This window comes from Massilia sp. KIM (assembly GCF_002007115.1).
Lineage (GTDB): Bacteria > Pseudomonadota > Gammaproteobacteria > Burkholderiales > Burkholderiaceae_D > Telluria.
The window spans coordinates 1-22,769 of sequence record NZ_MVAD01000003.1 but is presented as its reverse complement, the minus strand read 5'-3'; the positions used below and the strand labels follow the sequence as shown (position 1 = coordinate 22,769).

Annotated in this window: 21 protein-coding genes and 1 rRNA gene; 11 read left to right on the top strand and 11 right to left on the bottom strand. The window is 67.4% G+C overall.

The window, feature by feature from the left end:
* Position 1 precedes the first annotated feature (1 nt).
* The 4 genes from B0920_RS20370 to B0920_RS20355 all read left to right on the top strand — a co-directional run bounded on the left by B0920_RS20370 (position 2) and on the right by B0920_RS20355 (position 6,088).
* The gene (locus tag B0920_RS20370; protein WP_078034522.1) at positions 2–2,233 is read left to right on the top strand and encodes a xanthine dehydrogenase family protein molybdopterin-binding subunit; all 2,232 of its coding nucleotides are present in this window, start codon (positions 2–4) and stop codon (positions 2,231–2,233) included.
* 1 nt (position 2,234) lies between these two features.
* Positions 2,235–2,807: an NTP transferase domain-containing protein gene (locus tag B0920_RS20365; protein ID WP_078034521.1), complete on the top strand. Its 573-nt coding sequence runs from the start codon at positions 2,235–2,237 to the stop codon at positions 2,805–2,807.
* An 80-nt stretch (positions 2,808–2,887) separates the two neighbouring features.
* Positions 2,888–4,708, top strand: a complete 1,821-nt coding sequence (locus B0920_RS20360; RefSeq protein WP_078034520.1) for a M61 family metallopeptidase — start codon at positions 2,888–2,890, stop codon at positions 4,706–4,708.
* Between the two features lie 57 nt (positions 4,709–4,765).
* The gene (locus B0920_RS20355; protein WP_078034519.1) at positions 4,766–6,088 is read left to right on the top strand and encodes an amidohydrolase; all 1,323 of its coding nucleotides are present in this window, start codon (positions 4,766–4,768) and stop codon (positions 6,086–6,088) included.
* A 186-nt stretch (positions 6,089–6,274) separates the two neighbouring features.
* Here B0920_RS20355 and B0920_RS20350 read toward each other — a convergent pair whose 3' ends face one another.
* Entirely contained in the window at positions 6,275–6,658 is a 384-nt protein-coding gene (locus tag B0920_RS20350) for a Fur family transcriptional regulator (RefSeq protein WP_078034518.1), read from the bottom strand.
* A gap of 235 nt (positions 6,659–6,893) precedes the next feature.
* On the opposite strand from B0920_RS20350, the gene B0920_RS20345 reads away from it, so the two are divergent.
* Both B0920_RS20345 and B0920_RS20340 read left to right on the top strand, forming a co-directional pair.
* On the top strand, positions 6,894–8,993 hold the full coding sequence (locus tag B0920_RS20345; RefSeq protein ID WP_078034517.1) for a TonB-dependent receptor domain-containing protein: 2,100 nt from the start codon (positions 6,894–6,896) through the stop codon (positions 8,991–8,993).
* A gap of 199 nt (positions 8,994–9,192) precedes the next feature.
* Positions 9,193–9,624, top strand: coding sequence for a MerC domain-containing protein (locus B0920_RS20340; RefSeq protein WP_078034516.1), 432 nt, complete (start codon positions 9,193–9,195; stop codon positions 9,622–9,624).
* Positions 9,625–9,698: 74 nt separating this feature from the next.
* On the opposite strand, the gene B0920_RS20335 is transcribed toward B0920_RS20340, so the two are convergent.
* From B0920_RS20335 to rpe, 8 genes are all read right to left on the bottom strand, one after another.
* The gene (locus B0920_RS20335; RefSeq protein WP_143745858.1) at positions 9,699–10,190 is read right to left on the bottom strand and encodes a TonB family protein; all 492 of its coding nucleotides are present in this window, start codon (positions 10,188–10,190) and stop codon (positions 9,699–9,701) included.
* A 93-nt stretch (positions 10,191–10,283) separates the two neighbouring features.
* The gene (gene trpC / locus B0920_RS20330) at positions 10,284–11,084 is read right to left on the bottom strand and encodes an indole-3-glycerol phosphate synthase TrpC (protein WP_078034514.1); all 801 of its coding nucleotides are present in this window, start codon (positions 11,082–11,084) and stop codon (positions 10,284–10,286) included.
* Between the two features lie 8 nt (positions 11,085–11,092).
* Positions 11,093–11,731 (bottom strand): LysE family translocator, encoded by a 639-nt coding sequence (locus B0920_RS20325; RefSeq protein WP_078034513.1) that lies wholly within the window; start codon positions 11,729–11,731, stop codon positions 11,093–11,095.
* Positions 11,731–12,768 (bottom strand): anthranilate phosphoribosyltransferase, encoded by a 1,038-nt coding sequence (trpD, locus tag B0920_RS20320; RefSeq protein WP_078034512.1) that lies wholly within the window; start codon positions 12,766–12,768, stop codon positions 11,731–11,733. Before trpD ends, B0920_RS20325 begins: the two co-directional genes overlap by 1 nt.
* 336 nt (positions 12,769–13,104) lie before the next feature.
* A complete protein-coding gene (locus tag B0920_RS20315; protein ID WP_078034511.1) occupies positions 13,105–13,668 on the bottom strand; it encodes an aminodeoxychorismate/anthranilate synthase component II in 564 nt (187 codons plus the stop codon).
* Between the two features lies 1 nt (position 13,669).
* The gene (gene trpE, locus B0920_RS20310) at positions 13,670–15,166 is read right to left on the bottom strand and encodes an anthranilate synthase component I (RefSeq protein WP_078034510.1); all 1,497 of its coding nucleotides are present in this window, start codon (positions 15,164–15,166) and stop codon (positions 13,670–13,672) included.
* A 192-nt stretch (positions 15,167–15,358) separates the two neighbouring features.
* Complete coding sequence (locus B0920_RS20305) at positions 15,359–16,057, bottom strand: phosphoglycolate phosphatase (protein WP_078034509.1); 699 nt, start codon at positions 16,055–16,057, stop codon at positions 15,359–15,361.
* Positions 16,057–16,728, bottom strand: coding sequence for a ribulose-phosphate 3-epimerase (gene rpe / locus B0920_RS20300; RefSeq protein WP_078034508.1), 672 nt, complete (start codon positions 16,726–16,728; stop codon positions 16,057–16,059). Before rpe ends, B0920_RS20305 begins: the two co-directional genes overlap by 1 nt.
* 174 nt (positions 16,729–16,902) lie before the next feature.
* Here rpe and apaG point away from each other — a divergent pair, with 174 nt between their 5' ends.
* The gene (gene apaG / locus B0920_RS20295; RefSeq protein ID WP_078034507.1) at positions 16,903–17,277 is read left to right on the top strand and encodes a Co2+/Mg2+ efflux protein ApaG; all 375 of its coding nucleotides are present in this window, start codon (positions 16,903–16,905) and stop codon (positions 17,275–17,277) included.
* On the opposite strand, the gene B0920_RS26055 is transcribed toward apaG, so the two are convergent.
* Positions 17,278–17,421 carry a hypothetical protein gene (locus B0920_RS26055; RefSeq protein ID WP_179119255.1) on the bottom strand — a complete coding sequence of 48 codons (144 nt, stop codon included), beginning with the start codon at positions 17,419–17,421 and terminating at the stop codon, positions 17,278–17,280.
* A 10-nt stretch (positions 17,422–17,431) separates the two neighbouring features.
* Here B0920_RS26055 and B0920_RS20290 point away from each other — a divergent pair, with 10 nt between their 5' ends.
* Entirely contained in the window at positions 17,432–18,700 is a 1,269-nt protein-coding gene (locus tag B0920_RS20290) for a murein transglycosylase A (RefSeq protein WP_078034506.1), read from the top strand.
* A 7-nt stretch (positions 18,701–18,707) separates the two neighbouring features.
* Here the strand turns inward: B0920_RS20290 and B0920_RS20285 are convergent, their stop codons facing one another.
* Positions 18,708–19,967 carry an MFS transporter gene (locus B0920_RS20285; RefSeq protein WP_078034505.1) on the bottom strand — a complete coding sequence of 420 codons (1,260 nt, stop codon included), beginning with the start codon at positions 19,965–19,967 and terminating at the stop codon, positions 18,708–18,710.
* 86 nt (positions 19,968–20,053) lie between these two features.
* Between B0920_RS20285 and B0920_RS20280 the strand changes: the two genes are divergently transcribed.
* From B0920_RS20280 to B0920_RS20270, 3 genes are all read left to right on the top strand, one after another.
* Positions 20,054–20,830: an enoyl-CoA hydratase gene (locus B0920_RS20280; RefSeq protein ID WP_078034504.1), complete on the top strand. Its 777-nt coding sequence runs from the start codon at positions 20,054–20,056 to the stop codon at positions 20,828–20,830.
* Positions 20,831–22,363, top strand: coding sequence for a phospholipase D family protein (locus tag B0920_RS20275; RefSeq protein ID WP_229455839.1), 1,533 nt, complete (start codon positions 20,831–20,833; stop codon positions 22,361–22,363).
* Between the two features lie 299 nt (positions 22,364–22,662).
* Positions 22,663–22,769: ribosomal RNA gene (locus B0920_RS20270) — 16S ribosomal RNA — on the top strand; the annotation flags it as partial.

Genomic DNA, 22,769 nt, shown 5'->3' with positions numbered 1-22,769 from the left:
CATGCGACTCGAATGGATCAAGCGCGAATCGCTCGCGCAGGTGGGCATCGGTGCGGGCGCGCTGTCGCGCCGCGGTTTCCTGAAGACCGGCGCGGCCGCCAGCGGCGGCCTGGTGCTGGGCTTCTTCCTGCCCGGCGCGAATCGCTTCGCCGGCGCGGCCGAGGCCAAGCCCGACGCCAAGGTGTATGCCCCCAATGCCTTCCTGCGGGTGGCGCCCGACAACACGGTCACCGTGATCGTCAACCGCCTCGAGTTCGGCCAGGGCGTGCAGACCTCGCTGCCGATGCTGATCGCCGATGAGCTGGACGCCGACTGGTCACAGATGCGCAGCGAGCTGGCGCCGGCCGCCGACGTCTACCGGGATCCGGGCTTCGGTATCCAGATGACCGGCGGCTCCGGCTCGATCGCCCGCTCCTACACCCAGTACCGCGAGATCGGCGCGCGCGCCCGCAGCATGCTGGTGGCCGCCGCGGCCGAGCAGTGGAAGGTCGCCCCGGGCCAGTGCCGCACCGCCAAGGGCGTGGTCTATGGGCCGGGCGGCCAGAAGGCCACCTATGGCGCGCTGGCCGACGCAGCCATGAAGCAGCCGGTGCCCACCACCGTCGCGCTCAAGGAGCCCAAACAGTTCCGCTACATCGGCAAGCCGATGCCGCGCCTGGACGCCCGCGCCAAGTCGACCGGCAAGCAGCAGTTCGGCATCGACTTCAAACCGGCCAACGCCAGGACCGTGCTGGTGGCCCGCCCCCCCGTCTTCGGCGGCAAGGTGGCGCGGGTCGACGCCACCGCCGCGCGCGCGGTCAAGGGCGTGCTCGACGTGATCGAGGTCGACCTCGACCGCAGCGCGCGCGGCGTGGCCGTGATCGCGGACGGCTACTGGCCGGCCAAGCAGGGCCGCGACGCCCTGCAGATCGAATGGGATACCTCGAGCGTCGAGAAGGTCAGCAGCGACAAGCAGTTCGCCGAGCTGGCGGCGCGCGCCAAGGCCCCGGGCGGCGCGCTGGCAATGAAGGCCGACGTCTCGAAACTCGCGTCCAGCGCCCAGCGCATCTCGGCGGTCTATGAATTCCCCTATCTGGCGCACGCGCCGATGGAGCCCCTCAACTGCGTGGTCGCCCTGCAGGAAGGCGGCTGCACCATCTGGGCCGGCACCCAGTTCCAGACCATCGACCAGCAGGTCGTGGCCAAGCTGCTGGACCTCAAGCCGGAGCAGGTCACCATCAACACCATGATGGCCGGCGGCGGCTTCGGCCGCCGCGCGGTGCCGACATCGGACTGGATCGCCGACACGGTGCGCGTGGCCAAGGCGTGGCGCGCGGCCGGCCACGCCGAGCCGGTGAAGGTGGTGTGGAGCCGCGAGGACGACATCAAGGGCGGCTACTACCGCCCGGCCTACGTGCACCGCGCCGAGATCGGCCTGGACGCCAAGGGCGAGATCCTGGCCTGGGACCACAAGATCGCCGGCCAGTCGATCCTGACCGGCACGCCCTTCGAGCCGATGATGGTCAAGAACGGCATCGACGGCACCACGGTCGAAGGCATGGGCGCGCCCTACGAGGTGCCGATGCAGCTGACGGTGGAGCAGGTGAACGCCAACGTGCCGGTGCTGTGGTGGCGCGCGGTGGGCTCGACCCATACCGCCTACGTGATGGAAACCCTGATCGACGAGGCCGCCCACATCGCCAAGATGGACCCGGTGGCCTACCGCAAGAAGCTGATGGGCGACAAGCACAAGCGTCACCTGGCGGCGCTCGACCTGGCGGTGGCCAAGTCCGGCTACGGCAAGAAGACCCTGCCCAAGGGCCGCGCCTGGGGCGTGGCGGTGCACGAGTCCTTCGGCACCGTGGTCGCCTACGTGGTCGAGGCCTCGATGGTGAACGGCGCGCCGAAGCTGCACAAGGTCACCGCCGGCGTGCACTGCAACCAGCCGGTCAACCCGCTGTCGATCGAGGCCCAGGTGCAGGGCGCGGCCCTGATGGGCCTGGGCACGACCCTGCCCGGCGCCGCCATCACCCTCAAGGACGGCGTGGTCGAGCAGTCGAACTTCGGCGACTACGTGGTGGCGCGCCACAGCGACATGCCGCAGGTGGAGGTGCACGTCGTGCCGTCCAACGACCCGCCGACCGGCCTGGGCGAACCCGGCCTGCCGCCGCTGGCGCCGGCGCTGGCCAACGCGGTGTTCCGCCTGACCGGCAAGCGCCTGCGCAAGCTGCCCTTCGACCTGACGGCGGCCTGAGTTGACTGACCTGGCCGGCATCCTGCTCGCCGCCGGCCGGGGCCGCCGCTTCGATCCCACGGGCGGGCGCAACAAGCTGCTCCAGCGCCTGCCCGGCGGCGACCTCGTGGTCGCCGCCAGCGCGCGCACCCTGCTGTCCGTCTTCCCCCGCACCGTCGCCGTGGTCCCGCCCGAGGATGGCGGGGTCGCGGCCTTGCTGCGTGATCTTGGCTGCGAGGTGACGGTCTGCCCGGACGCCGACGCCGGCATGGGCATGTCGCTGGCCCACGCCGTGCGCCATGCATGGCCGGCCGCCGGCTGGCTGGTGGCGCTGGGCGACATGCCCTACCTGGACCAGGCGACCCTGCGCGCCCTGCGCGCCGCGCTCGAGGAGGGCGCCGGCATCGCCGTCCCGGTGCTGGACGGACGGCGCGGCAATCCGGTCGGCTTCGGCGCCGAGCATGGCGAAGCCTTGCAGGCCTGCAGCGGCGACCAGGGCGCGCGCCGCCTCCTGATGTCCTGCCCGGTGCGCGAAGTGGTGGTGCGCGACCCCGGCATCCTGCGCGACGTCGACAGCCCGGCCGACCTGGCCTGAGGCCCCAGTCCTGCGGTTTTGCGGTGTGCATAAGAAACCGATTACACTACCGGGAAATTCCTGGCCCGACGCCCCCGATCATGAAGAAACCGACCCAGAAAAAGCAGCCTCCTATTCAGTACACCATCGTCCCCAAGGACCTGGCTGGCCACCTGTTCAACGTGAGCGTGACGGTGGCCGCCCCCGACCCGCAGGGACAGGAGTTCGCGCTGCCGGCCTGGATCCCGGGCAGCTACATGATCCGCGAGTTCGCGCGCAACATCGTGCGCATCCGCGCCGAGTCGGACGGCGCCGCCGTCGCCCTCACCAAACTGGACAAGCATTCCTGGCGCGCCGCGCCGGTCTCCGGTCCGCTGACCCTGCACTATGAGGTCTATGCCTGGGACCTGTCGGTGCGCGCCGCCCACCTGGACCAGACCCATGGCTTCTTCAACGGCACCAGCGTGTTCCTGCGCGTGGTGGGGCAGGAGGACAAGCCGCAGCAGGTCGACATCCAACGCCCGGCCGACCCGCTTGCCAAGAGCTGGCGGGTGGCGACCGCGATGCCGGAACTGGGCGCCAAGCGCTACGGCTTCGGCACCTACCTGGCGGCCGACTACGACGAGCTGATCGACCATCCGGTCGAGATGGGCGACTTCGAGCTCGGGAGCTTCAAGGCCCACGGCGTCCAGCACGACATCGTGATCACCGGCCGCGTGCCCAACCTGGACATGGCGCGCCTGCAGGCCGACCTCAAGGCCATTTGCGAAACCCAGATCGCCTTCTTCGAGCCGAAGACGAAGAAGGCGCCGATGGAGCGCTACGTGTTCATGACCATGGCGGTGGGCGACGGCTACGGCGGCCTGGAGCACCGCGCCTCGACCGCCCTGATCTGCGCCCGCGCCGACCTGCCCAGCACCGCCAGCCCCAAGGGCGCCGAGCCGGGCGAGGGCTACCTGCGCTTCCTGGGCCTGTGCAGCCATGAGTACTTCCACACCTGGAACGTCAAGCGCATCAAGCCGGCCGTGTTCGCGCCCTACGACCTGCAGGTCGAGAACTACACGCCCCTGCTCTGGCTGTTCGAGGGCTTCACCAGCTACTACGACGACCTGATGCTGGTGCGCAGCGGGATCATCGGCGAATCGACCTATTTCAAGCTGCTGGCCAAGACCATCGGCGGCGTCCTGCGCGGCAGCGGGCGCCTCAAGCAGAGCGTGGCCGAGTCGAGCTTCGACGCCTGGAGCAAGTACTACCGCCAGGACGAGAACTCGCCCAACGCCATCATCAGCTACTACACCAAGGGCTCGCTGATCGCGCTCGCCTTCGACCTGACCATCCGCGCCAAGACCAATGGCGCGAAATCGCTGGACGACGTGATGCTGGCCCTGTGGGAGCGCTATGGCCGCGACTTCTACGCGGGCGGCGGCCGCGGAGTGACCGAGGCCGAGGTCGAGGCCTTGTTCGACGAAGTCAGCGGCCTCAAACTGAAATCCATGTTCGAGCGTTACATCCGCGGCACCGAGGACCTGCCGCTGGCCAAGCTGTACGCGCCGCTGGGGGTGAAGCTGGCCGACGAGCGCAAGAACGGCAAGCCTTCGCTCGACGCCGGCATCGGCCGCGACCCGCTGGGCGCCAAGCTGACCCAGGTGCACGAAGGCGGCGCGGCCCACCAGGCCGGCCTCTCGGCGCACGACGTCCTGATCGCGATCGACGGCCTGCGCGTGAGCGGCAACCCGTCCAATGTCGACACCCTGCTGGGACGCTACCGCGTGGGCGACCAGGTGACCGTGCACGCCTTCCGGCGCGACGAGCTGATGTCCTTCAGCGTCACCCTGCAGGGCGAGCGCGTGCCGGGCATCAGCCTGGCGCAGGCGGTGGCGGGCAAGAAGACCACCACCATCAAGCGCCCGAGCGCGGTGTAAAGGCGGCGCGCGGCATGGTAAGGTACGGGACATCGCGTTCCGTACCCAGAAGAGGCCATGTTGACCCACCAGCTCCCCCGCATCGCCGCCGCAGTCGCCCTCGCGCTGACCCTCCTTTCCGCCCAGGCCCAGCAGGCCGCCCCGCTCAAGCGCGAGGTCGCCGCCAAGGTCGACGCCATGTACCCGTGGCTGGACAAGGTCTACAAGGACCTGCACGCCCATCCCGAGATCGCCTTCCAGGAAGTGCGCACCGCCGGCAAGCTGGCCGCCGAGATGCGCGCGCTCGGCTTCGAGGTGACGGAAAAGGTTGGCAAGACCGGCGTGGTCGCCGTCCTGCGCAACGGCAAGGGGCCGACGGTGCTGGCGCGCACCGACATGGACGGGCTGCCGATGGAGGAGAAGACCGGGCTGCCCTACGCCAGCCGCGCCAAGGCGGTGAGCGACGGCCGCGAGAGCTTCGTCACCCACAGCTGCGGCCACGACGTCCACATGGCGAGCTGGCTGGGGGCGGCGCGCACCCTGGTGGAGCTCAAGTCGCAATGGAAGGGCACCCTGGTCTTCATCGGCCAGCCGGCCGAGGAGATCGTGGCCGGCGCCAAGGCCATGCTGGACGACGGCCTGTTCAAGCGCTTCCCCAAGCCCGATTACGCCTTCGCCCTGCATTCCTGGCCGCTGGCGCATGGCACCGTGGGCTTCGAGTCCGGTCCGGTGTCGTCCAACTCGGACGCCATCGAGATCGTGTTCAAGGGCCGCGGCGGCCACGGCTCGGCGCCCGACAAGACCATCGACCCGATCGCCATCGCCGCGCGCTTCGTCACCGACGTCCAGACCGTGGTCAGCCGCGAGAAGGATCCCAAGGAGTTCGGCGTGGTGACCATCGGCGCGATCCAGGGCGGCACGGTGGGCAACATCATTCCCGACAGCGTGCAGGTGCGCGGCACCATCCGCTCCTACACGCCGCAGGTGCGCGCCAAGCTGCTGGACGGCGTGCGCCGCGTGGCCAACGGCGCGGCGGCGATGGCGGGCGCGCCGGCGCCGGACGTGCAGCTGATCGGCGGCGGCGCGGCCATCGTCAACAGCGAGGAGCTGGTCGACAAGACCGAGAAGGTGTTCAAGGACGCCTTCGGCGCCGACAAGGCGGTGCGCATGCCGGCCATGACGGCCAGCGAGGACTTCTCGCTGTTCGTGAACGAGGGCGTGCCCTCGATGTTCTTCTTCACCGGCGTCTACGACCCGAAGGTGGTGGCGGACGCCGAACGCCCGGGCGGCAAGCCGATCGCCTTCAACCATTCGCCCTTCTACGCTCCGGTGCCGGAACCCTCGATCAAGACCGGGGCCCAGGCCATGAGCCTGGCCGTGCTGAACGTGCTGGGAAAATAAGCAGACCGGGGCCCTAGTGCCGTTAAGTTAGCCGTAAAACCGTCGTTCCGGCGCAGGCCGGAACCCAAGTTCTCCTGCGCAGCCACGTGTGCAAACTCGGGGCCCGGCTGGCCGACCACGCCTTTGCTAGGACGACGGGCAGACGTTAACTTAACGATATCAGGGCGGGGGAAACTCTTGGGGGCCTCACGACGACTTGAGACAGTCGGCGCAGCGGCCGTAGAGGGTCAGTTCGTGGCGCTCGACACTGAAGCCCTTGGGGGCCATGTGGTCGATGTCGCCCGGGCAGGCGTGCACGTCGAACACGCGCTGGCATTGCGTGCACTGGAAATGGTGGTGATGGTGGTCGGCCGCGCTGGTCGACTCGTAGCGAGCGCCTTCGCCCGGCAGGGTGACCATCTTCAGGGCGCCGTCGTCCACCAGCGACTTCAGGTTACGGTACACGGTGGCCATGCCGAGCTGGCTCACCTGCTGGCTGGCCTCGGCCAGCACTTCCTGCGGGGAGAGCGGGCGGCGCGCATGCTCGATCGCATGCAGGATGGCAGTTTTCTGGCGTGTATTACGTTGCATAGGCGGAAGCATACCCGAAGGCGGCCATCGGGCCAATGAGCGGGCCAATGAGCGGGCCAATAATCGGAAAATAAAAGGCGATCCCGGACTTGAATCCTTAATGATAATGGCTTATCATTAGCGCCTGATGATAATGACTTATCATTATTCATCGACCAGGATGATACACCAAACCGCCGGCCGCCCTCCCGTAACGGGCCGAGCCGGAGGTCCTTCTTATTAGTAAGGAAATGCCATGCCCGTCCTCACCTGCAAGCGTACGCCGCTCACCCTTGCGCTCATGCTGGCCTTCGGCCACCCCCTGGCAGTCCATGCCCAGCAGTCAACCCAGAGCCGCCTGCAGGGCGATCCGGACAGCGTGCCCACCGTGGTGGTCTCGGCCAGCGCGCTGGGCGTGGTGCATGACGACATGATCACCCCGGTGACTTCGCTCGGCGGCGGCGAACTGGTGCGCGCCCGCGAATCGACCCTGGGCGAGACCCTGGCCAACCAGCCCGGCATCACCTCCAGCCACTTCGGCGCCGGCGCCAGCCGTCCGGTTATCCGCGGCATGGACGGCCCGCGCGTGAAGATCCTGTCGGACGGCGCCGAAGTGCAGGACGCCTCGACCATCAGCCCCGACCACGCGATCGCCTTCGAGCCGGTGCTGGCCGAGCGCATCGAAGTGCTGCGCGGCCCCTCGGCCCTGGCCTATGGCGGCGGCGCGGTGGGCGGCGTGGTGAACATCCTGGATCGCAAGATCCCGACCGTGATGCCGCAGAAGGCGGTGGAAGGCAGCGCAGAAGTGCGCGGCAACTCGGCGGCGCACGAGCGCACCGGCGCCTTCGAGCTGACCAGCGGCATCGGCAAGAACCTCGCCGTGCACCTGGAAGGCGTCAAGCGCGACGCCGATCCCTACCGCGTCGGCAGCGGCTGGTCGGAGGGCCGCCGCGTCAACGGCAGCTTCAAGAACACCGAGACCGGCACCGTGGGCCTGTCCTGGATCGGCGAGCGCGGCTACCTGGGCGCGTCCTACACCAAGGAGAAGACCGAGTACGGCATTCCGGGCCACGGCCACGAATTCGAGAGCTGCCACCCGCACGGCGACCACCTGCATTGCGGCGGCCACGACGAGCACGAAGGCGAGGAGGGCGAGGAGCACGACCACGATCACGAACACGGCGCGGAGGAAGTGCCGATCGTGAGGCTGGACAGCGAGCGCTGGGACGTGCGCGGCGAATACCGCAACCCGGTGGCCGGCGTCGAGAAAGTGCGCCTGCGCGCCTCCTTCACCGACTACCAGCACGACGAGCTCGAAGAAGGCCAGGTCGCGACCTCGTTCAAGAACAAGGGCCACGACGCCCGCTTCGAGGTGGTGCATGCGCCGCTGGCCGGCTGGCGCGGCGTGATCGGCGCCCAGACCACCCGCCGCGATTTCTCCGCGCTGGGCGACGAGGCCTACGTGCCGTCGAGCGTCACCAAGAAGCATGCGGTGTTCATCACCGAGGAATACAAGCTGCAGGACTGGCGCTTCGAGGCGGCCGCCCGCCACGAATGGCAGGACATCGACGTCGACAGCGCAGACCTGCGCGACAACGACGCCAAGGGCACCTCGGTCTCGGTCGGCGCAGTATGGCGCTTCAGCCCGAGCTATTCGCTGCGCGCCTCGCTGTCGCGCAGCCACCGCCTGCCGACCGCCGAAGAGCTGTACGCGGACGGCGTGCACCTGGCGACCAGCACCTACGAGGTCGGCAACCAGGACCTGAAAAAGGAAACCTCGAACAACATCGACCTGACCCTGCGCAAGTTTGAAGGAGACACCACCTTCTCGCTGAGCGCCTTCCGCAACCGGGTCGACGATTACATCTACGCCAGCACCCTGGACGATCACGAAGGCTTCCAGCTGATCCAGTATGCCCAGCGCGACGCGACCTTCACCGGCCTGGAAGGGGAGCTGCGCCACAAGTTCTCGCCGATGTTCGAGGGCACGGTGTTTGGCGATTACGTCCGCGCCAAGTTCGAGGATGGCCCCGGCAGCCGCAACCTCCCGCGCATCCCGGCGCATCGCTTCGGCGTCAAGCTCGACACCGAGTGGAACCACTGGCATGGACTGGTGGAGTTCTACCGCGTGAGCAAGCAGGACAAGGTGGCGGATTTCGAGACGCCGACGGCCGGCTACAACATGCTCAACCTGGGTACCCACTACACCACCCGCATCGGCGGGGTGCCGGCGCAGTTCTATGCGCGGGTGAACAACGTGACCAACGAGCTGGCCTACAGCCACACCTCGTTCATCAAGGAAGTGGCGCCGCTGACCGGGCGCAACCTGACGGTGGGCCTGCGGCTGATCTTCTGAGCGGCGCTGCGCCCGCAAGCCCGGACTCCCTGTTCGGCATATCGGTCCCACCCACGTGGGACCGACGCGCCGGGTAAGCCGGAACTTGCTGGCGCTGCACGCCTTGCATGACAGGCCCGAATGCGCGTGAACCATGCAAGCGCACATGATCCGCCGGCACATCGATGCCGGCATCGATTTTTTTCAAACGGAGAGGCATATGAAACGCTTGATCAGACTCGGCGACTACGCCGGCATGACGGCATCCGCCCTCTGCCTGGTGCACTGCCTCGCCACGCCCCTCCTGATGGCCGCCTTCCCGATGCTCGGCCTGGCGCACGAGCACGACACTTTCCATAACAGCCTGCTCGCCGCGATCAGCATCCCGGTCCTGCTGTCCCTGCTGCCCGGCTACCTGCGCCACCGCGACCGCGCCGTGCTGGCGCTGGGCGTACTGGGGCTGGCCAGCTTCCTGGCCGCCATCTTCTTCCTCAGCCCCGTCTATGGGGAACAGGCCGAAACCGCCGGCGCCGTCCTGAGCGGCATCCTGCTGCTCTGCGCCCACATCCGCAACCGCCGCTTCTGCGCCCGCTGCGCCATGCCGGCGCAAGCGGATGCAGCCCATCGGCCGGCAATCGGCAGCCACCACTGAGCGCCATGCCGGCGCAAGCGGATGCCGCCCATCGGCCGGTGATCGGCAGCCACCACTGAGCCCCAGGCCGGCGTCTACTGCGCTTCGGCCAGCGTCCGGATCTGGAAGCGCTGGGGCTCGGCGAACAGGAAGGTTTCGGAGAAGGTCACCGCGAACGGATGCTGGTCGACCAGCCCTTCCGGCTTTGGCAGGGGACCGCTGCGCCTCACCGTGTCGAGCGCCAGGTGCGAGGCCGCCCGGTCGCGCGAGCGCTGCACCTGCACGTCCTGCACCCTGCCGTCCCGGTCCACCGTGATGTTCAGGACCACCACCGCAGGCAGCATGGGCGGCAGCCGCCCCACGTACACGCGATCGGGATGACTTCGCATGATGTGGCGCGCCACCTCGGCCTTGTATGCCTCGAGCGTGAACGAGGGTGGCGGAACGGGAGCGGGCGTCGGGGCGGTCTTGACCTCGATGGCCACGTCCTTGGTGCGATCGTCCTTCGTGGGCGGCGGACTGCCGCAGGCGGCCAGCAGTGCGGCGGCCAGGAAGGCGGGGAGGGTGCTGCGGTGTATGTTCTTCATGGCGGATGAACAAAAGGTCGCAGGGCACGCCGTAGTGGCGTGATTCTTCGACCGCATTGCTCATCCGGAGTTCCGGATGCCGTCGCCCGCGGTCTAGGCGAACAGTCGTTCCAGCTCGCGTCCCGGGTTCTCGGCGCGCATGAAGGCTTCGCCGACCAGGAAGGCGTGCACGTTGGCCGCACGCATGCGCGCCACGTCGCCCGGCGCCAGGATGCCGGACTCGGTCACCACCAGGCGCTCTTGCGGGATGCGCTCCAGCAGGCCGAGCGTGGTGTCCAGCGTCACCTCGAAGGTGCGCAGGTTGCGGTTGTTGATGCCGACCAGCGGCGTGCGCAGCCTGAGCGCCGCGTCCAGTTCCTCGCCGTCGTGCACTTCCACCAGCACGTCCATGCCCAGCTCCAGGGCGCAGGCTTCCAGTTCCGCCATCAGGCCGTGGTCCAGGGCCGAGACGATCAGGAGGATCGCATCGGCGCCCATGGCGCGCGCCTCGTACACCTGGTACAGGTCGATCATGAAGTCCTTGCGCAGCACCGGAAGGGTGCAGGCGGCGCGCGCCTGGCGCAGGTAATCGGGAGCCCCCTGGAAGAATTGTACATCCGTCAGCACCGACAGGCAGGCCGCGCCATGGGCGGCATAGCTGTCGGCGATGGCGGCCGGCTGGAAGTCGGCGCGCAGCACCCCCTTGGAGGGAGAGGCCTTCTTCACCTCGGCGATCACGCCGGCCTGGCCGGCCGCGATTTTTGCGCGCAGGGCGGCCTCGAAACCGCGGATGGCGCGGCGCGCTTCCAGGTCGCTCTCGGCCTCGCGGCGCAGGCTGTGCAGGTCGCGCTGCTTCTTGGCGGCGGCCACTTCGTCGGCCTTCACGGCCAGGATCTTGTTCAGGATATCAGACATGGAAACTCTCAGGATTGCTTGGCCAGGGCCAGCTTGACGCCGAGCCAGACGAACAGGCCGCCGGTGGCGCGGTTGAGCCAAAGGCTGGCGCCGGCCGGCAGCTTCAGGCGCGCACTGGCCTGGGCGGTGAACAGGGCCAGCAGGTGGCAGTACAGCATGCCGTTGATGTTGAAGATGCAGCCCAGGACGATGAAGGCGAGCGCCTTGTTCGGTGCGTCGGCGCCGATGAACTGGGGCACGAAGGCGAGGAAGAACAGCGCCACCTTGGGGTTCAGCACATTGGTCAGGAAGCCCTGGGCGAAGATCTTCCGGTAGGGCAGGGCCGGCAGCGCGGGCGCCGCCGCCGGCGTCTGCTCGCGGCGCTTGCTGCGCAGCAGGCCGACCGCCATCCACAGGATGTAGGCCGCGCCGATCAGCTTGACCACGGTGAAGGCGGTCGCCGAGGTCGAGAGCACGGCCGACAGGCCGAGCGCGGCGGCGAAGATGTGCACGAAGGTGCCGGCGCCGATGCCCAGCGCCGCGGCGCTGCCGGCGCGCCAGCCCTGGGTCGCGCTGCGGGTCATGATCAGGAGCGAGTCCGGCCCCGGCATCAGGTTGAGCATGAAGCCGGCGGCGATGAAGACGCCGAGGTCCTGGATGCCGAACATCAGGCCACCCCGCCCAGATGGCGGGTCACGGCCACGAACTGCTCGAGCTTGGCCAGCGCCGCGCCGGAAGCGATGGTGGCGCGCGCCCTGGCCAGGCCTTCCTCGATCGAGGCGGTCACGCCGGCCGCGTACAGGGCGGTGCCGGCGTTCAGGGCCACGATGTCGTGGGCCGGGCCGGGTTCGCCGCGCAGGGCTTCGAGCACGCGCGCCTTGGATTCGATCTTGTCCGCCACCTTGAGGTTGCGGCTGGAGATCATCTGCAGGCCGAAGTCTTCCGGATGGATCTCGTATTCGCGGATCTCGCCGTCGACCAGCTCGCCGACCAGGGTGCCGGCGCCGAGCGAGACCTCGTCCATGTTATCGCGGCCCCAGACCACCACCGCATGCTGGGCGCCGAGGCGTTGCAGCACGCGCACCTGGATGCCGACCAGGTCGGGGTGGAACACGCCCATCAGGATATTGGGCGCGCCGGCCGGGTTGGTCAGCGGGCCGAGGATGTTGAAGATGGTGCGCACGCCCATTTCACGGCGCACCGGGGCGGCGAACTTCATGGCCGCGTGGTGGTTAGGGGCGAACATGAAGCCGATGCCGGTCTGCGCGATGGACTGGGCGATCTGCTCGGGTTTCAGGTCGATGTGGGCGCCGAGGGCTTCGATGACGTCGGCGCTGCCGGAGGACGAGGACACGCTGCGCCCGCCGTGCTTGGCCACGCGCGCGCCGGCGGCGGCGGCCACGAACATCGCGGCGCTCGAGATATTGAAGGTGTTGGCGCCGTCGCCGCCGGTGCCGACGATGTCGAGCAGGTTGGTGGTGTCGGCCATCGGCACCTTGGTCGAGAACTCGCGCATGACCTGGGCGGCGGCGGTGATCTCGCCGATGGTTTCCTTCTTCACGCGCAGACCCATGGTCAGGGCCGCGACCATGGTCGGGGACATCTCGCCCGACATGATCTGGCGGAACAGGTGCAGCATCTCGTCGTGGAAGATCTCGCGGTGTTCGATACAGCGCAGCAGGGCTTCTTGTGGGGTGATCGGCATGGCGGTTCCAATAGGTGTGAGAACGTTTGCTTGTCGCTTGTCGCGTGTCGCTTATCGCTTGTCGCTTGTCATATGCGCATCGCCTGCATCGACGCAGCCGTCATCTCGACCCGCAGCTCTGGCACGTCATTCCCGACACTGTCGGCAATGACTTCCGGCGAAGGCCGGAATCCAAGTTCGTCGCGTACCACCAGGCTCACACGCTGGTGGCCGTGCAAGCACACTTGGATCCCGGCCTGCGCCGGGATGACGTTCCTGGGCCGCGGGCCACATGCGCGCGAGCAGGTATGTTGCGAAGATGCGCGTGCCGGCACGCCGGCGCGCACGGCCACGCGCTTACCGCGCGAGAAAATTCTTGAGCAGCGTATGCCCATGCTCCGACAAAATCGATTCAGGGTGAAACTGCACCCCCTCGATGTCGTAGTCCTTGTGCCGCACGCCCATGATCTCGCCATCGTCCGTCCACGCCGTCACCTCCAGGCAGTCCGGCAGCGAGGCCCGTTCGATCGCCAGCGAGTGATAGCGGATCACGGTGAACGGCGTCGGCAGATCCTTGAACACGCCTTCGCCCGTATGCGCGATCAGCGAGGTCTTGCCGTGCATGACCTGCTTGGCCCGGATCACCTTGCCCCCGAAGGCCTCGCCGATCGCCTGGTGTCCCAGGCACACGCCCAGGATCGGCAGCTTGCCCTTGAATTCGCGCAGCACGTCCAGCGAAATGCCAGCATCCTTGGGCGCCTTCGGCCCCGGCGAAATGCAGATCCGCTCAGGATTGAGCGCCGCGATCTCTTCCAGCGTGATCTCGTCGTTGCGCACGGTGCGCACGTCTTCGCCCAGCTCGCCGAAATACTGCACGATGTTGTAGGTGAAGGAATCGTAATTGTCGATCATCAGAAGCATGTCAGAACTCCCCATCCAGGCCGTCTTGCACCTGTTCGGCCGCGCGCAGCACGGCGCGCGCCTTGTTCTCGGTTTCCTGCCATTCCATCTCGGGAATGGAGTCGGCCACGATGCCGGCCGCGGCCTGCACGTACAGGTTGCCGTCCTTGATCACGCCGGTGCGGATCGCGATCGCGACGTCCATCTCGCCGCCGAAGGACAGGTAGCCGCAGGCGCCGCCGTAGATGCCGCGCTTGACCGGCTCGAGCTCGTCGATCACTTCCATGGCGCGCACCTTGGGCGCGCCGGTCAGGGTGCCGGCCGGGAAGGTGGCGCGCAGCACGTCGAGGTTCGACATGCCGTCCTTGAGCCGTCCTTCGACGTTGGACACGATGTGCTGCACGTGCGAATACTTCTCGATCACCATGCGGTCGGTCACCTTGACGCTGCCGGTTTGGGCGATGCGGCCGATGTCGTTGCGCGCCAGGTCGATCAGCATCACGTGCTCGGCGATTTCCTTCGGATCGGCCAGCAGTTCCTGGGCCAGTTCGAGGTCGCGCTCGGGCGTCGCGCCGCGCGGACGGGTGCCGGCGATCGGGCGCAGGGTGACCTTCTTGCCGCCGTCGGGCAGGGCTTCGTTGCGCACCAAAATCTCCGGCGAGGCGCCGACGATCTGCATGTCGCCGAAGTTGTAGTAGTACATGTAGGGCGAGGGATTCAGCGAACGCAGCGAGCGGTACAGCGACAGCGGCGAATCGACGTAAGGCTTGCGGATGCGCTGGCCGATCTGCACCTGCATCAGGTCGCCCGCCATCACGTATTCGTGGGCCCGGTCCACCGCCGCCAGGTAGTCTTCCTTGCTGAACTCGCGCACCGCCTCGGTACGCACCGAGCTCGAGGTCACCGGCGCGTCCACGCTACGGCGCAGCATCATGCGCAGGTCCTTCAGGCGCTGGCGTGTCCTGGCATAGGCTTCCGGCTGCGCCGGATCGGCGTACACGATCAGGTAGAGCTTGCCCGACAGGTTGTCGATGACCGCCAGTTCCTCGGTCAGCATGAGCTGGATGTCCGGCAGGCCGAGCTCGTCGCGCGGGCAGCTGTGGGCCAGCTTGTGCTCGATGTGGCGCACCGTGTCGTAGCCGAAGTAGCCGGCGAGGCCGCCGCAGAAGCGCGGCAGGCCCGGGCGCAGGGCGACCCGGAAACGCTTCTGGTAGGCCTCGATGAATTCGAGCGGGTTGCCCTCGAAGGTCTCGATCACCTCGCCGTGCTTGACGACCTCGGTGAGATTGCCGCTGTTGCGCACCAGGGTGTGGGCCGGCAGGCCGATGAAGGAGTAGCGCCCGAAGCGCTCGCCGCCCACGACCGACTCCAGCAGGAAGGTGTTCTTCCCGGTGTGCTGGGACTGGGCCAGCTTGAGGTAGAGCGTGAGCGGGGTTTCCAGGTCGGCGAAGGCTTCGGCGATGAGCGGAATGCGGTTGTAGCCCTGGTTGGCCAGCGATTTGAATTCGAGTTCGGTCATGCTTTTCTCCAGACCGCCCGTGGAGGGAGTGGGCGGTGGTTCACATCAAAAAACCTGCCGGAGGACGAGCGCGACCGGCAGCAATCGTTACGGGTTAGTTAGCCCAGGATTGCCAGCGTCGCCACAGCCAGGCCTCAAGGGCGCCGGTCTGGTTGACAGTGTGTTTTTTGGTGAAAAACATGTATAGATAAGTTAGTGAGCAGTGCGGTTGTGGGCAGCGATCAGCTTCGCCGCATCCAGTAGCGAGCTCACTATACCATCAGATTTAATTTCTTGTATAGGCCGTCCGTGGTTATAACCATATGGCACGGTGAGCACGAAGCAGCCGGCGGCGCGGGCGCTCTCGGCGTCGTTGGACGAGTCGCCGATCGCCACCACCTGCGAGGGCGGCAGGTCGAGCGCGGCGCAAGCGCCCCGCATCGGCATCGGGTCCGGTTTCTTTTTCTCGAAGGAGTCGCCGCCGAACACCTGCTCGAAATACGGCGCCAGGCCTTTCTGGTCCAGCAGCGGCAGGGTGAAGGCGAGCGGCTTGTTGGTGACGCAGACCAGGCGCAGGCCCTGGGCGCGCATCGCCTCCAGGCCTTCGGTCACGCCCTCGAACAGGGTGCTGCGGTCGCCGTTGATGGCCAGGTAGTGGCGCTGGTAGGCGGCCAGCGCCTCGGCGTGCAGGCTGTCGACGCGCTCGGCGTCCCAGTCCAGCAGCAGGGCGTCGCGCACCAGCTTCTCGGATCCCTTGCCGACCATGGGCTTGATGGTGGCCTGGGTGATGGGACCCAGGCCGAACTCGTGGCGCATGCCGTTCAGGGCCGCTTCGAAGTCCGGCACCGTGTCGAGCATGGTGCCGTCCAGGTCGATGATGGCGGCCCTGATCGCCGCTGCGCCCGGGCGCATTATTGACCGACCTTGGCCAGCTCGGCGCGCATGGCGTCGATCACGGCCTTGTAGTCCGGCTTGCCGAAGATCGCCGAGCCGGCCACGAAGGTGTCGGCGCCGGCGGCAGCCGCGGCGGCGATGTTGTCGGCCTTGATGCCGCCGTCGACCTCGAGCATGATGTCGCGGCCCGACTCGTCGATCATGCGGCGCGCGATCGCGATCTTCTTGAGCGCTTCCGGAATGAAGGACTGGCCACCGAAGCCCGGGTTCACGGACATGATCAGGATCATGTCGATCTTGTCCATGACGTGTTCCAGGTAGTGCATCGGGGTCGCCGGGTTGAACACCAGGCCGGCCTTGCAGCCATGGTCGCGGATCAGCTGCAGGGTACGGTCGATGTGCTCGGACGCTTCCGGGTGGAAGGTGATGATGTTGGCGCCGGCCTTGGCGAAGTCGGGAATGATGCGGTCCACCGGCTTGACCATCAGGTGCACGTCGATCGGCACGTCCACGTGCGGACGGATCGCCTGGCAAACCAGCGGGCCGATGGTCAGGTTCGGAACATAATGGTTGTCCATCACGTCGAAGTGGATGATGTCGGCGCCGGCGGCGACGACATTGCGGACTTCCTCGCCCAGGCGGGCGAAGTCGGCGGACAGGATGCTGGGAGCGATGCGGTAAGTGGTCATGGCGGTGGTGCGGTTGAAATGAATCCGCTATTTTAGCCCGCTAGCCTGCCGGCCGCAGCGCGCGGGCGACGGAAAGCCGCGCCAGCTTGTATGATTGTCGTTTGCGCCACACAGCGCGTTCCCGGCGGCGCCGTCCAGTCGGGTTCATTCATGCAGATCAAGCAAGGAAAGCCGATGCCCGCTTACGATTTCACTGTCGCCGTCCGGACCCAGTACCTGGCGGAGCAGTCCAACCCGGACCGGAACAACTTCGTGTTTACGTACACGATCACGATCAAGAACACCGGCAGCATCGCCGCGCAGCTCATCTCGCGCCACTGGGTGATCACCGATGCCAACAACCATGTACAGGAAGTGCGGGGGCTGGGCGTGGTCGGCCACCAGCCGCTGCTGCAGCCGGGCGAGCAGTTCGAATACACGAGCGGCACCCAGATCGCCACGCCCCAGGGCACCATGGGCGGCGAATACTTCTGCGTGGCCGAGGACGGTCACCGGTTCGAGGTCCCGATCACCGAATTCCTGCTGTCGATGCCGCACAGCCTGCACTGATCAGCTTTCGTCCTTGTCCTCGCGCGCCGGGGGCTGGACGTTCCGGTCGCGGCCGTTATCCTTGCGGCCGGCGAACATCGTCCACCAGACGATAAACACGAGCAGGAACAGCGCCACCCCGGCTTCCACCATCAAGATCCACATATCGGTCCTTATGCTTTCGACACGCCGCAGTGTACCCGCTTCCCTCGCGCTCGTCGCCTTCCTGAGCGCCTGTTCCACCACGCCGCAGCCGCCGGCCCAGCCATCCCAGCCTGCGCCGCCGGCCCCGGCTGCCCCTGTGGCGCCGCCGGGGCAGCCGGACATCAAGCTGCCGCCGCCGCTGGGCCCGGTCGTGGTGCCGCCGGCCCAGCCGGAGACCCCGCCCCCACCGCCGCCACCCGCGCCGCCGCTGACGCCGGTGGGTTTCGAGGCGCTGCCGAACTGGCAGCAGGACGACCTGCGCCAGGCCTGGCCGGCCTTCATGCAGTCCTGCCGCGTGCTGGCCGCGCGCGCCGAGTGGGCCACGCCCTGCGCGGTCGCGCGCACGGTGGACGCCAACGACGGCGCCGCCATCCGCAGCTATTTCGAGGCCCACTTCGTCCCTCACCAGGTGCGCAACCCGGACGGCAAGGATACCGGCCTGATCACCGGCTACTACGAAGCCATGCTCTACGGCTCCCGCAAGCGCGGCGGCGAGTACCAGACCCCGCTCTACCGCGTGCCGGACGACCTGCTCACCATTGACCTGGGCAGCGTGTATCCCGACCTCAAGGGGCGGCGCCTGCGCGGACGCCTGCAGGGCAAGACCGTGATCCCCTACAGCAGCCGCGCCGAGATCGAGCGCGCGCCGCTCAGGGGCAAGGAACTGCTGTGGGTGAACGACCCGGTCGAGGCCTTCTTCCTCGAAGTGCAGGGTTCGGGGCGGGTGCAGCTCGACAGCGGCGAGACGGTGCGCGTCGCCTACGGCGACCAGAACGGCCACCCCTACAAGGCCATCGGCCGCTGGTTCGTGGAGCAGGGCATCATGACCCCCGACCAGGTGTCGGCCCAGTCGATCCGCGCCTGGATCGCGGCCAACCCGGCGCGCCGCCAGGAGCTCTTCAACGTCAACCCGAGCTATATCTTCTTCCGCGAAGAGAAGGTGAGCGACCCCAACGTCGGTCCGCGCGGCTCGCTCAACGTGCCGCTGACGCCGGGCCGCTCGGTGGCCACCGACCGCTCCATCCTGCCGCTGGGCGCGCCGATCTGGATCTCGACCACCTTCCCGAAGGATGGCGCGCCGCTTCAGCGCCTGGTGATGGCGCAGGATACCGGCGGCGCGATCCGCGGCGCGGTGCGGGCCGATTTCTTCTACGGCTTCGGGCCGGAGGCCGTGGACAACGCCGGCCTGATGAAGCAGCCGGGCCAGTTGTGGGTGCTGGTGCCGCGCCCGGCTCAGTGACGCCTGCTCAGTCGCGCGCCTGGCGCAGGGTCGTGTAGGCCACCATCCAGACGGTCAGGGCGATCGCGCCGATGCCGATCCCGCCCAGCGAGATGCGCACGCTGTAGGCCTCGGCCACCGCGCCGGCGGCCAGGGCGCCCAGCGGCGCGGTCGCCACCGTCAGGAAGCGCATGGTCGACACCATGCGGCCCAAAAACTCGTCCGGCGTCACGCGCTGGCGCAGGGTGATGTAGGGGATGAAGAAGTACATCGCGCCCACGTCGAACAGGAACACCAGCAGCCCGTAGCTGACGGCGGTCAGCAGCGGCATGCCCAGCCAGTCGCGCGGCAGCAGGGGCAGCAGGGCGAAGGTGACGGCCGTCAGCGCCGCGCCCAGCACGATCACGTTGCCGGTGCCCAGGCGCGCCGTCATCCGCTTCATGCTCATGGTCGCGACCAGGATGCCGACCCCGCCCAGCATCTGGGCCACGCCCAGCACCCCCGGCGGCATGCCCAGCACGCGGGTGGCGTACAGCACCTGCAACGCGGTGTAGCCGTAATAGAGCAGGTGCCAGACGCCGGCCGCCCAGGCGAGCTGGCGCAGCAGCGGATGGCGCCAGACGAACTTCAGGCCGTCGACCATCTCGCGCAGCGGATGGGCCTTGGGCGGCGCGGGCTGCGGTTCCACGGCGCGGATGCGGCCCAGGTTCAGCACCGAGAACAGGAAGGTCGCGGCTTCCGCGGCGATCGCGAAGGGCGCGGTGAGCAGCTGCACCAGCACCCCGGCCAGGCCGGGGCCGACCAGCTTGGCCGCCGATTCGACCGCGGTCAGCCGGGTCTGGGCGTCGATCAGGCGCTCGCGGCCCACCAGGAAGGTGGTGTAGACCTGCTCCGCGCTGCCGCCGACCACGATGCCGGTGCCGATCACGAAGCCGACGAAGTAGATCCAGCCCATGCTCAGCCACCCGAGCCAGTAGGCCAGCGGCACCGAGGCCAGCACCATGCCCTGCACGAACTGCGACAGGCGCAGGATGGGCAGGCGGCGGCAGCGGTCCAGCAGCACCCCGGCCGGCAGACCGAAGATGGCGAAGGGGAGGGATTGCAGGGCGGCCAGCATGCCCATTTGCGCCGGGGTGGCGTGCAGCAGCAGGACCGCGCACAGGGGCAGGGCCAGGGCCGTGATCTGGCCGCCGAACTGGTTGAGCGTGCAACTCACCCAGAAACGGCGGAAGTCGTCGTCCTGCAAAAGCGGATCGTTGCGCAGCCGGCGCAGGCTCAGGAACCCCATGGATCTTTATTGATGGTGCAAGCCTGACATCATAACAGTCGCGCTACAATCCGGGATTACGTGTCATTTCACCAAAGGGGTGTTTTATGCAATACGCAGACCTGCTGATCGAGCAGCACGGAAAAGTTGCGGTCGTCCGCCTGAACCGTCCGAAGGCGATGAACGCCCTGAACGACAACATGATGAACGAGCTGGGCGACGCGCTCCGCCACTTCGACAAGGATCCGGGCACCAACGTCATCGTCCTGACGGGCAGCGACAAGGCGTTTGCGGCGGGCGCCGACATCGCGGCGATGGTCGATTACGACTACCGCGAAACCTACGGTAACGACTACATCGGCCGCAATTGGGAGCACATCCTCGACATCCGCAAGCCGGTCATCGGCGTGGTGTCGGGCTACTGCCTGGGCGGCGGCTGCGAGCTGGCCATGATGTGCGACTTCCTGATCGCGGCCGACAACGCCAAGTTCGGCCAGCCCGAGATCAAGGTCGGCGTCACCCCCGGCGCCGGCGGCACCCAGCGCCTGCCGCGCGCGATCTCCAAGGCTAAGGCCATGGACATGCTGCTGACCACCCGCATGATCGACGCGGCGGAAGCCGAGCGCACCGGCCTGGTGTCGCGCGTTTACCCGGCCGACAGCGTGATGGAAGAGTCGCTCAAGGTCGCCCAGAGCATCGCCGAGATGCCGGTGTCGGTCGCCATGCAGATCAAGGATTGCGTCAACCAAGCCTACCAGATGCCGCTGAACGAAGGCGTGCGTTATGAACGCCGTTACTTCCACGCCGGTTTCGGCACCCCGGCGCAGCAGGAAGGCATGAAGGCCTTCCTCGAGAAGCGCAAGCCGAATTTCGAAGGCATGTAAATGCTGCGGTCGCGTCGGAAGCTGCTCCTGCTGCTGCCGATGACGACCCTGGCGGGCGCGCTGGCGCTCGCCAGCTGCTCCTCCCTGCCGCCGCTCGGCCAGCGGCAAGCCAGCACCGCGCAGCTGGACACCGACGACACCGTCCTCGGCCAGGCGGCCCTGGCGCAGATGGCCCGCCATCCGGGCCTGGCCGGCATCCACCCGCTGGTGGACGGGCACGACGCTTTCGCGGCCCGGGCACTGCTGGCCGGGGCCGCCCAGCGCACGCTGGACGTCCAGTATTACATCTGGCGCCAGGACACCACCGGCGCCCTGCTGTTCGACGCCCTGCGGCGCGCCGCCGACCGCGGCGTGCGGGTGCGCCTGCTCCTCGACGATAACAACAGCGGCGGCCTGGATGCCGTGCTGGCGCGGCTGGACGCCCATCCGTCGGTCGAGGTACGGCTGTTCAACCCTTCCGCCAACCGCAGGCTGCGCGTCCTGGGGCTGCTCACCGATTTCGCGCGCCTGAACCGGCGCATGCACAACAAGTCGTTCACCGCCGATAACCAGGTCACCATTGTCGGCGGCCGCAACATCGGCGACGAGTACTTCGGCGCGGCCAGCGACGTTTCCTTTGCTGACCTCGACGTCATGGCCATCGGCCCGGTCGTCAAGGCGGTGTCGGACGATTTCGACCGGTACTGGAACAGCGCCTCGGCCTACCCGGCGAGCCTGCTGCTCGAGCGCGGCCAGGAGGCGCCCGCCGAACCGGACAAGGCGGCTGCCGCAGAATATCTGGATGCGGTGCGGCGCTCGGAATTCATCGAGCAGCTGGTGCGTGGCACCCTGCCTTTCGAATGGGGGCGCACGAGGCTGGTGAGCGACGACCCGGCCAAGGTGATGGGGAAGGCGGCGAAGGACGCGCAGGTCATGCACAAGCTGACGGCCCTGCTGGGCAAGCCCGAGCGCAGTCTCGATCTGGTCTCGCCTTACTTTGTGCCCGGCAAGGACGGGGCGGAGGCCTTTGCCGCGATGGCGCGCGGGGGCGCGGCGGTCCGCATCCTGACCAATTCACTGGAGGCGACCGATGTGGCGGCGGTGCATGCCGGGTACGCCGGTTGGCGCAAGCCTCTGCTGGAGGCCGGGGTCTCGCTCTATGAGTTGCGGCGCGAATGGGTGCAGGAGCCGCGCGATAAGCGGGCGGGGGCGTTCGGGAGCTCCGCCGCCAGCTTGCATGCGAAGACCTTCGCGGTCGATGGCGAACGCATCTTCGTGGGATCGTTCAACGTCGACCAGCGCTCCTTCCACTTGAATACGGAGATGGGGCTGGTGATCGACAGCCCCGCATTGGCGCGGCGGCTCAGCGAGACGCTGGACCAGAACATGCCCCAGCGCGCCTACGAAGTCCGCCTGGACAAGAGTGGGAAGATGATCTGGGTCGAGCGTCAGCACGAGAAGGTGCTCGTGTATGAAGAGGAACCGGGCACGAGCTGGTGGAAGAGGGCGACGGTGCGTGTGCTCTCCTGGCTGCCGATCGAATGGTTGTTGTAAGGATGAGCGAGCGGGGGTTGACGCTCCTCTTGGAAGGCGGCATAATCTCGTTCCTCTGCTGCTGACGAACACAACGCTTCGTCGAACAAGCGGCAAGACAGAACACGAAGTTCTTTAACAATCAACAGTCGATAAGTGTGGGCGTTTGATGAAGGTGCCAATGACTTCGGTCATTGATTACTTAAATTATCAAATGTTCACAAAAAATACGAACCTTCTCGAAAGAGAAGAATCGTCAGTATTTTGAGTGAGCGACCCGCTAGCAATAGCGGTGGCAGCAATGCCAACAAACAGAGATTGAACTGAAGAGTTTGATCCTGGCTCAGATTGAACGCTGGCGGCATGCTTTACACATGCAAGTCGAACGGCAGCGCGGGGCAACCTGGCGGCGAGTGGCGAACGGGTG

Excerpts from the sequence above, each read along its gene's own strand:
- B0920_RS20370 (WP_078034522.1), top strand. The coding sequence starts at position 2 with ATGCGACTCGAATGGATCAAGCGCGAATCGCTCGCGCAGGTGGGCATC.
- B0920_RS20360 (WP_078034520.1), top strand. The coding sequence starts at position 2,888 with ATGAAGAAACCGACCCAGAAAAAGCAGCCTCCTATTCAGTACACCATC.
- B0920_RS20355 (WP_078034519.1), top strand. The coding sequence starts at position 4,766 with ATGTTGACCCACCAGCTCCCCCGCATCGCCGCCGCAGTCGCCCTCGCG.
- B0920_RS20350 (WP_078034518.1), bottom strand. The coding sequence starts at position 6,658 with ATGCAACGTAATACACGCCAGAAAACTGCCATCCTGCATGCGATCGAG.
- B0920_RS20345 (WP_078034517.1), top strand. The coding sequence starts at position 6,894 with ATGCCCGTCCTCACCTGCAAGCGTACGCCGCTCACCCTTGCGCTCATG.
- B0920_RS20340 (WP_078034516.1), top strand. The coding sequence starts at position 9,193 with ATGAAACGCTTGATCAGACTCGGCGACTACGCCGGCATGACGGCATCC.
- B0920_RS20335 (WP_143745858.1), bottom strand. The coding sequence starts at position 10,190 with ATGAAGAACATACACCGCAGCACCCTCCCCGCCTTCCTGGCCGCCGCA.
- trpC (WP_078034514.1), bottom strand. The coding sequence starts at position 11,084 with ATGTCTGATATCCTGAACAAGATCCTGGCCGTGAAGGCCGACGAAGTG.
- B0920_RS20325 (WP_078034513.1), bottom strand. The coding sequence starts at position 11,731 with ATGTTCGGCATCCAGGACCTCGGCGTCTTCATCGCCGCCGGCTTCATG.
- trpD (WP_078034512.1), bottom strand. The coding sequence starts at position 12,768 with ATGCCGATCACCCCACAAGAAGCCCTGCTGCGCTGTATCGAACACCGC.
- B0920_RS20315 (WP_078034511.1), bottom strand. The coding sequence starts at position 13,668 with ATGCTTCTGATGATCGACAATTACGATTCCTTCACCTACAACATCGTG.
- trpE (WP_078034510.1), bottom strand. The coding sequence starts at position 15,166 with ATGACCGAACTCGAATTCAAATCGCTGGCCAACCAGGGCTACAACCGC.
- B0920_RS20305 (WP_078034509.1), bottom strand. The coding sequence starts at position 16,057 with ATGCGCCCGGGCGCAGCGGCGATCAGGGCCGCCATCATCGACCTGGAC.
- rpe (WP_078034508.1), bottom strand. The coding sequence starts at position 16,728 with ATGACCACTTACCGCATCGCTCCCAGCATCCTGTCCGCCGACTTCGCC.
- apaG (WP_078034507.1), top strand. The coding sequence starts at position 16,903 with ATGCCCGCTTACGATTTCACTGTCGCCGTCCGGACCCAGTACCTGGCG.
- B0920_RS26055 (WP_179119255.1), bottom strand. The coding sequence starts at position 17,421 with ATGTGGATCTTGATGGTGGAAGCCGGGGTGGCGCTGTTCCTGCTCGTG.
- B0920_RS20290 (WP_078034506.1), top strand. The coding sequence starts at position 17,432 with ATGCTTTCGACACGCCGCAGTGTACCCGCTTCCCTCGCGCTCGTCGCC.
- B0920_RS20285 (WP_078034505.1), bottom strand. The coding sequence starts at position 19,967 with ATGGGGTTCCTGAGCCTGCGCCGGCTGCGCAACGATCCGCTTTTGCAG.
- B0920_RS20280 (WP_078034504.1), top strand. The coding sequence starts at position 20,054 with ATGCAATACGCAGACCTGCTGATCGAGCAGCACGGAAAAGTTGCGGTC.
- B0920_RS20275 (WP_229455839.1), top strand. The coding sequence starts at position 20,831 with ATGCTGCGGTCGCGTCGGAAGCTGCTCCTGCTGCTGCCGATGACGACC.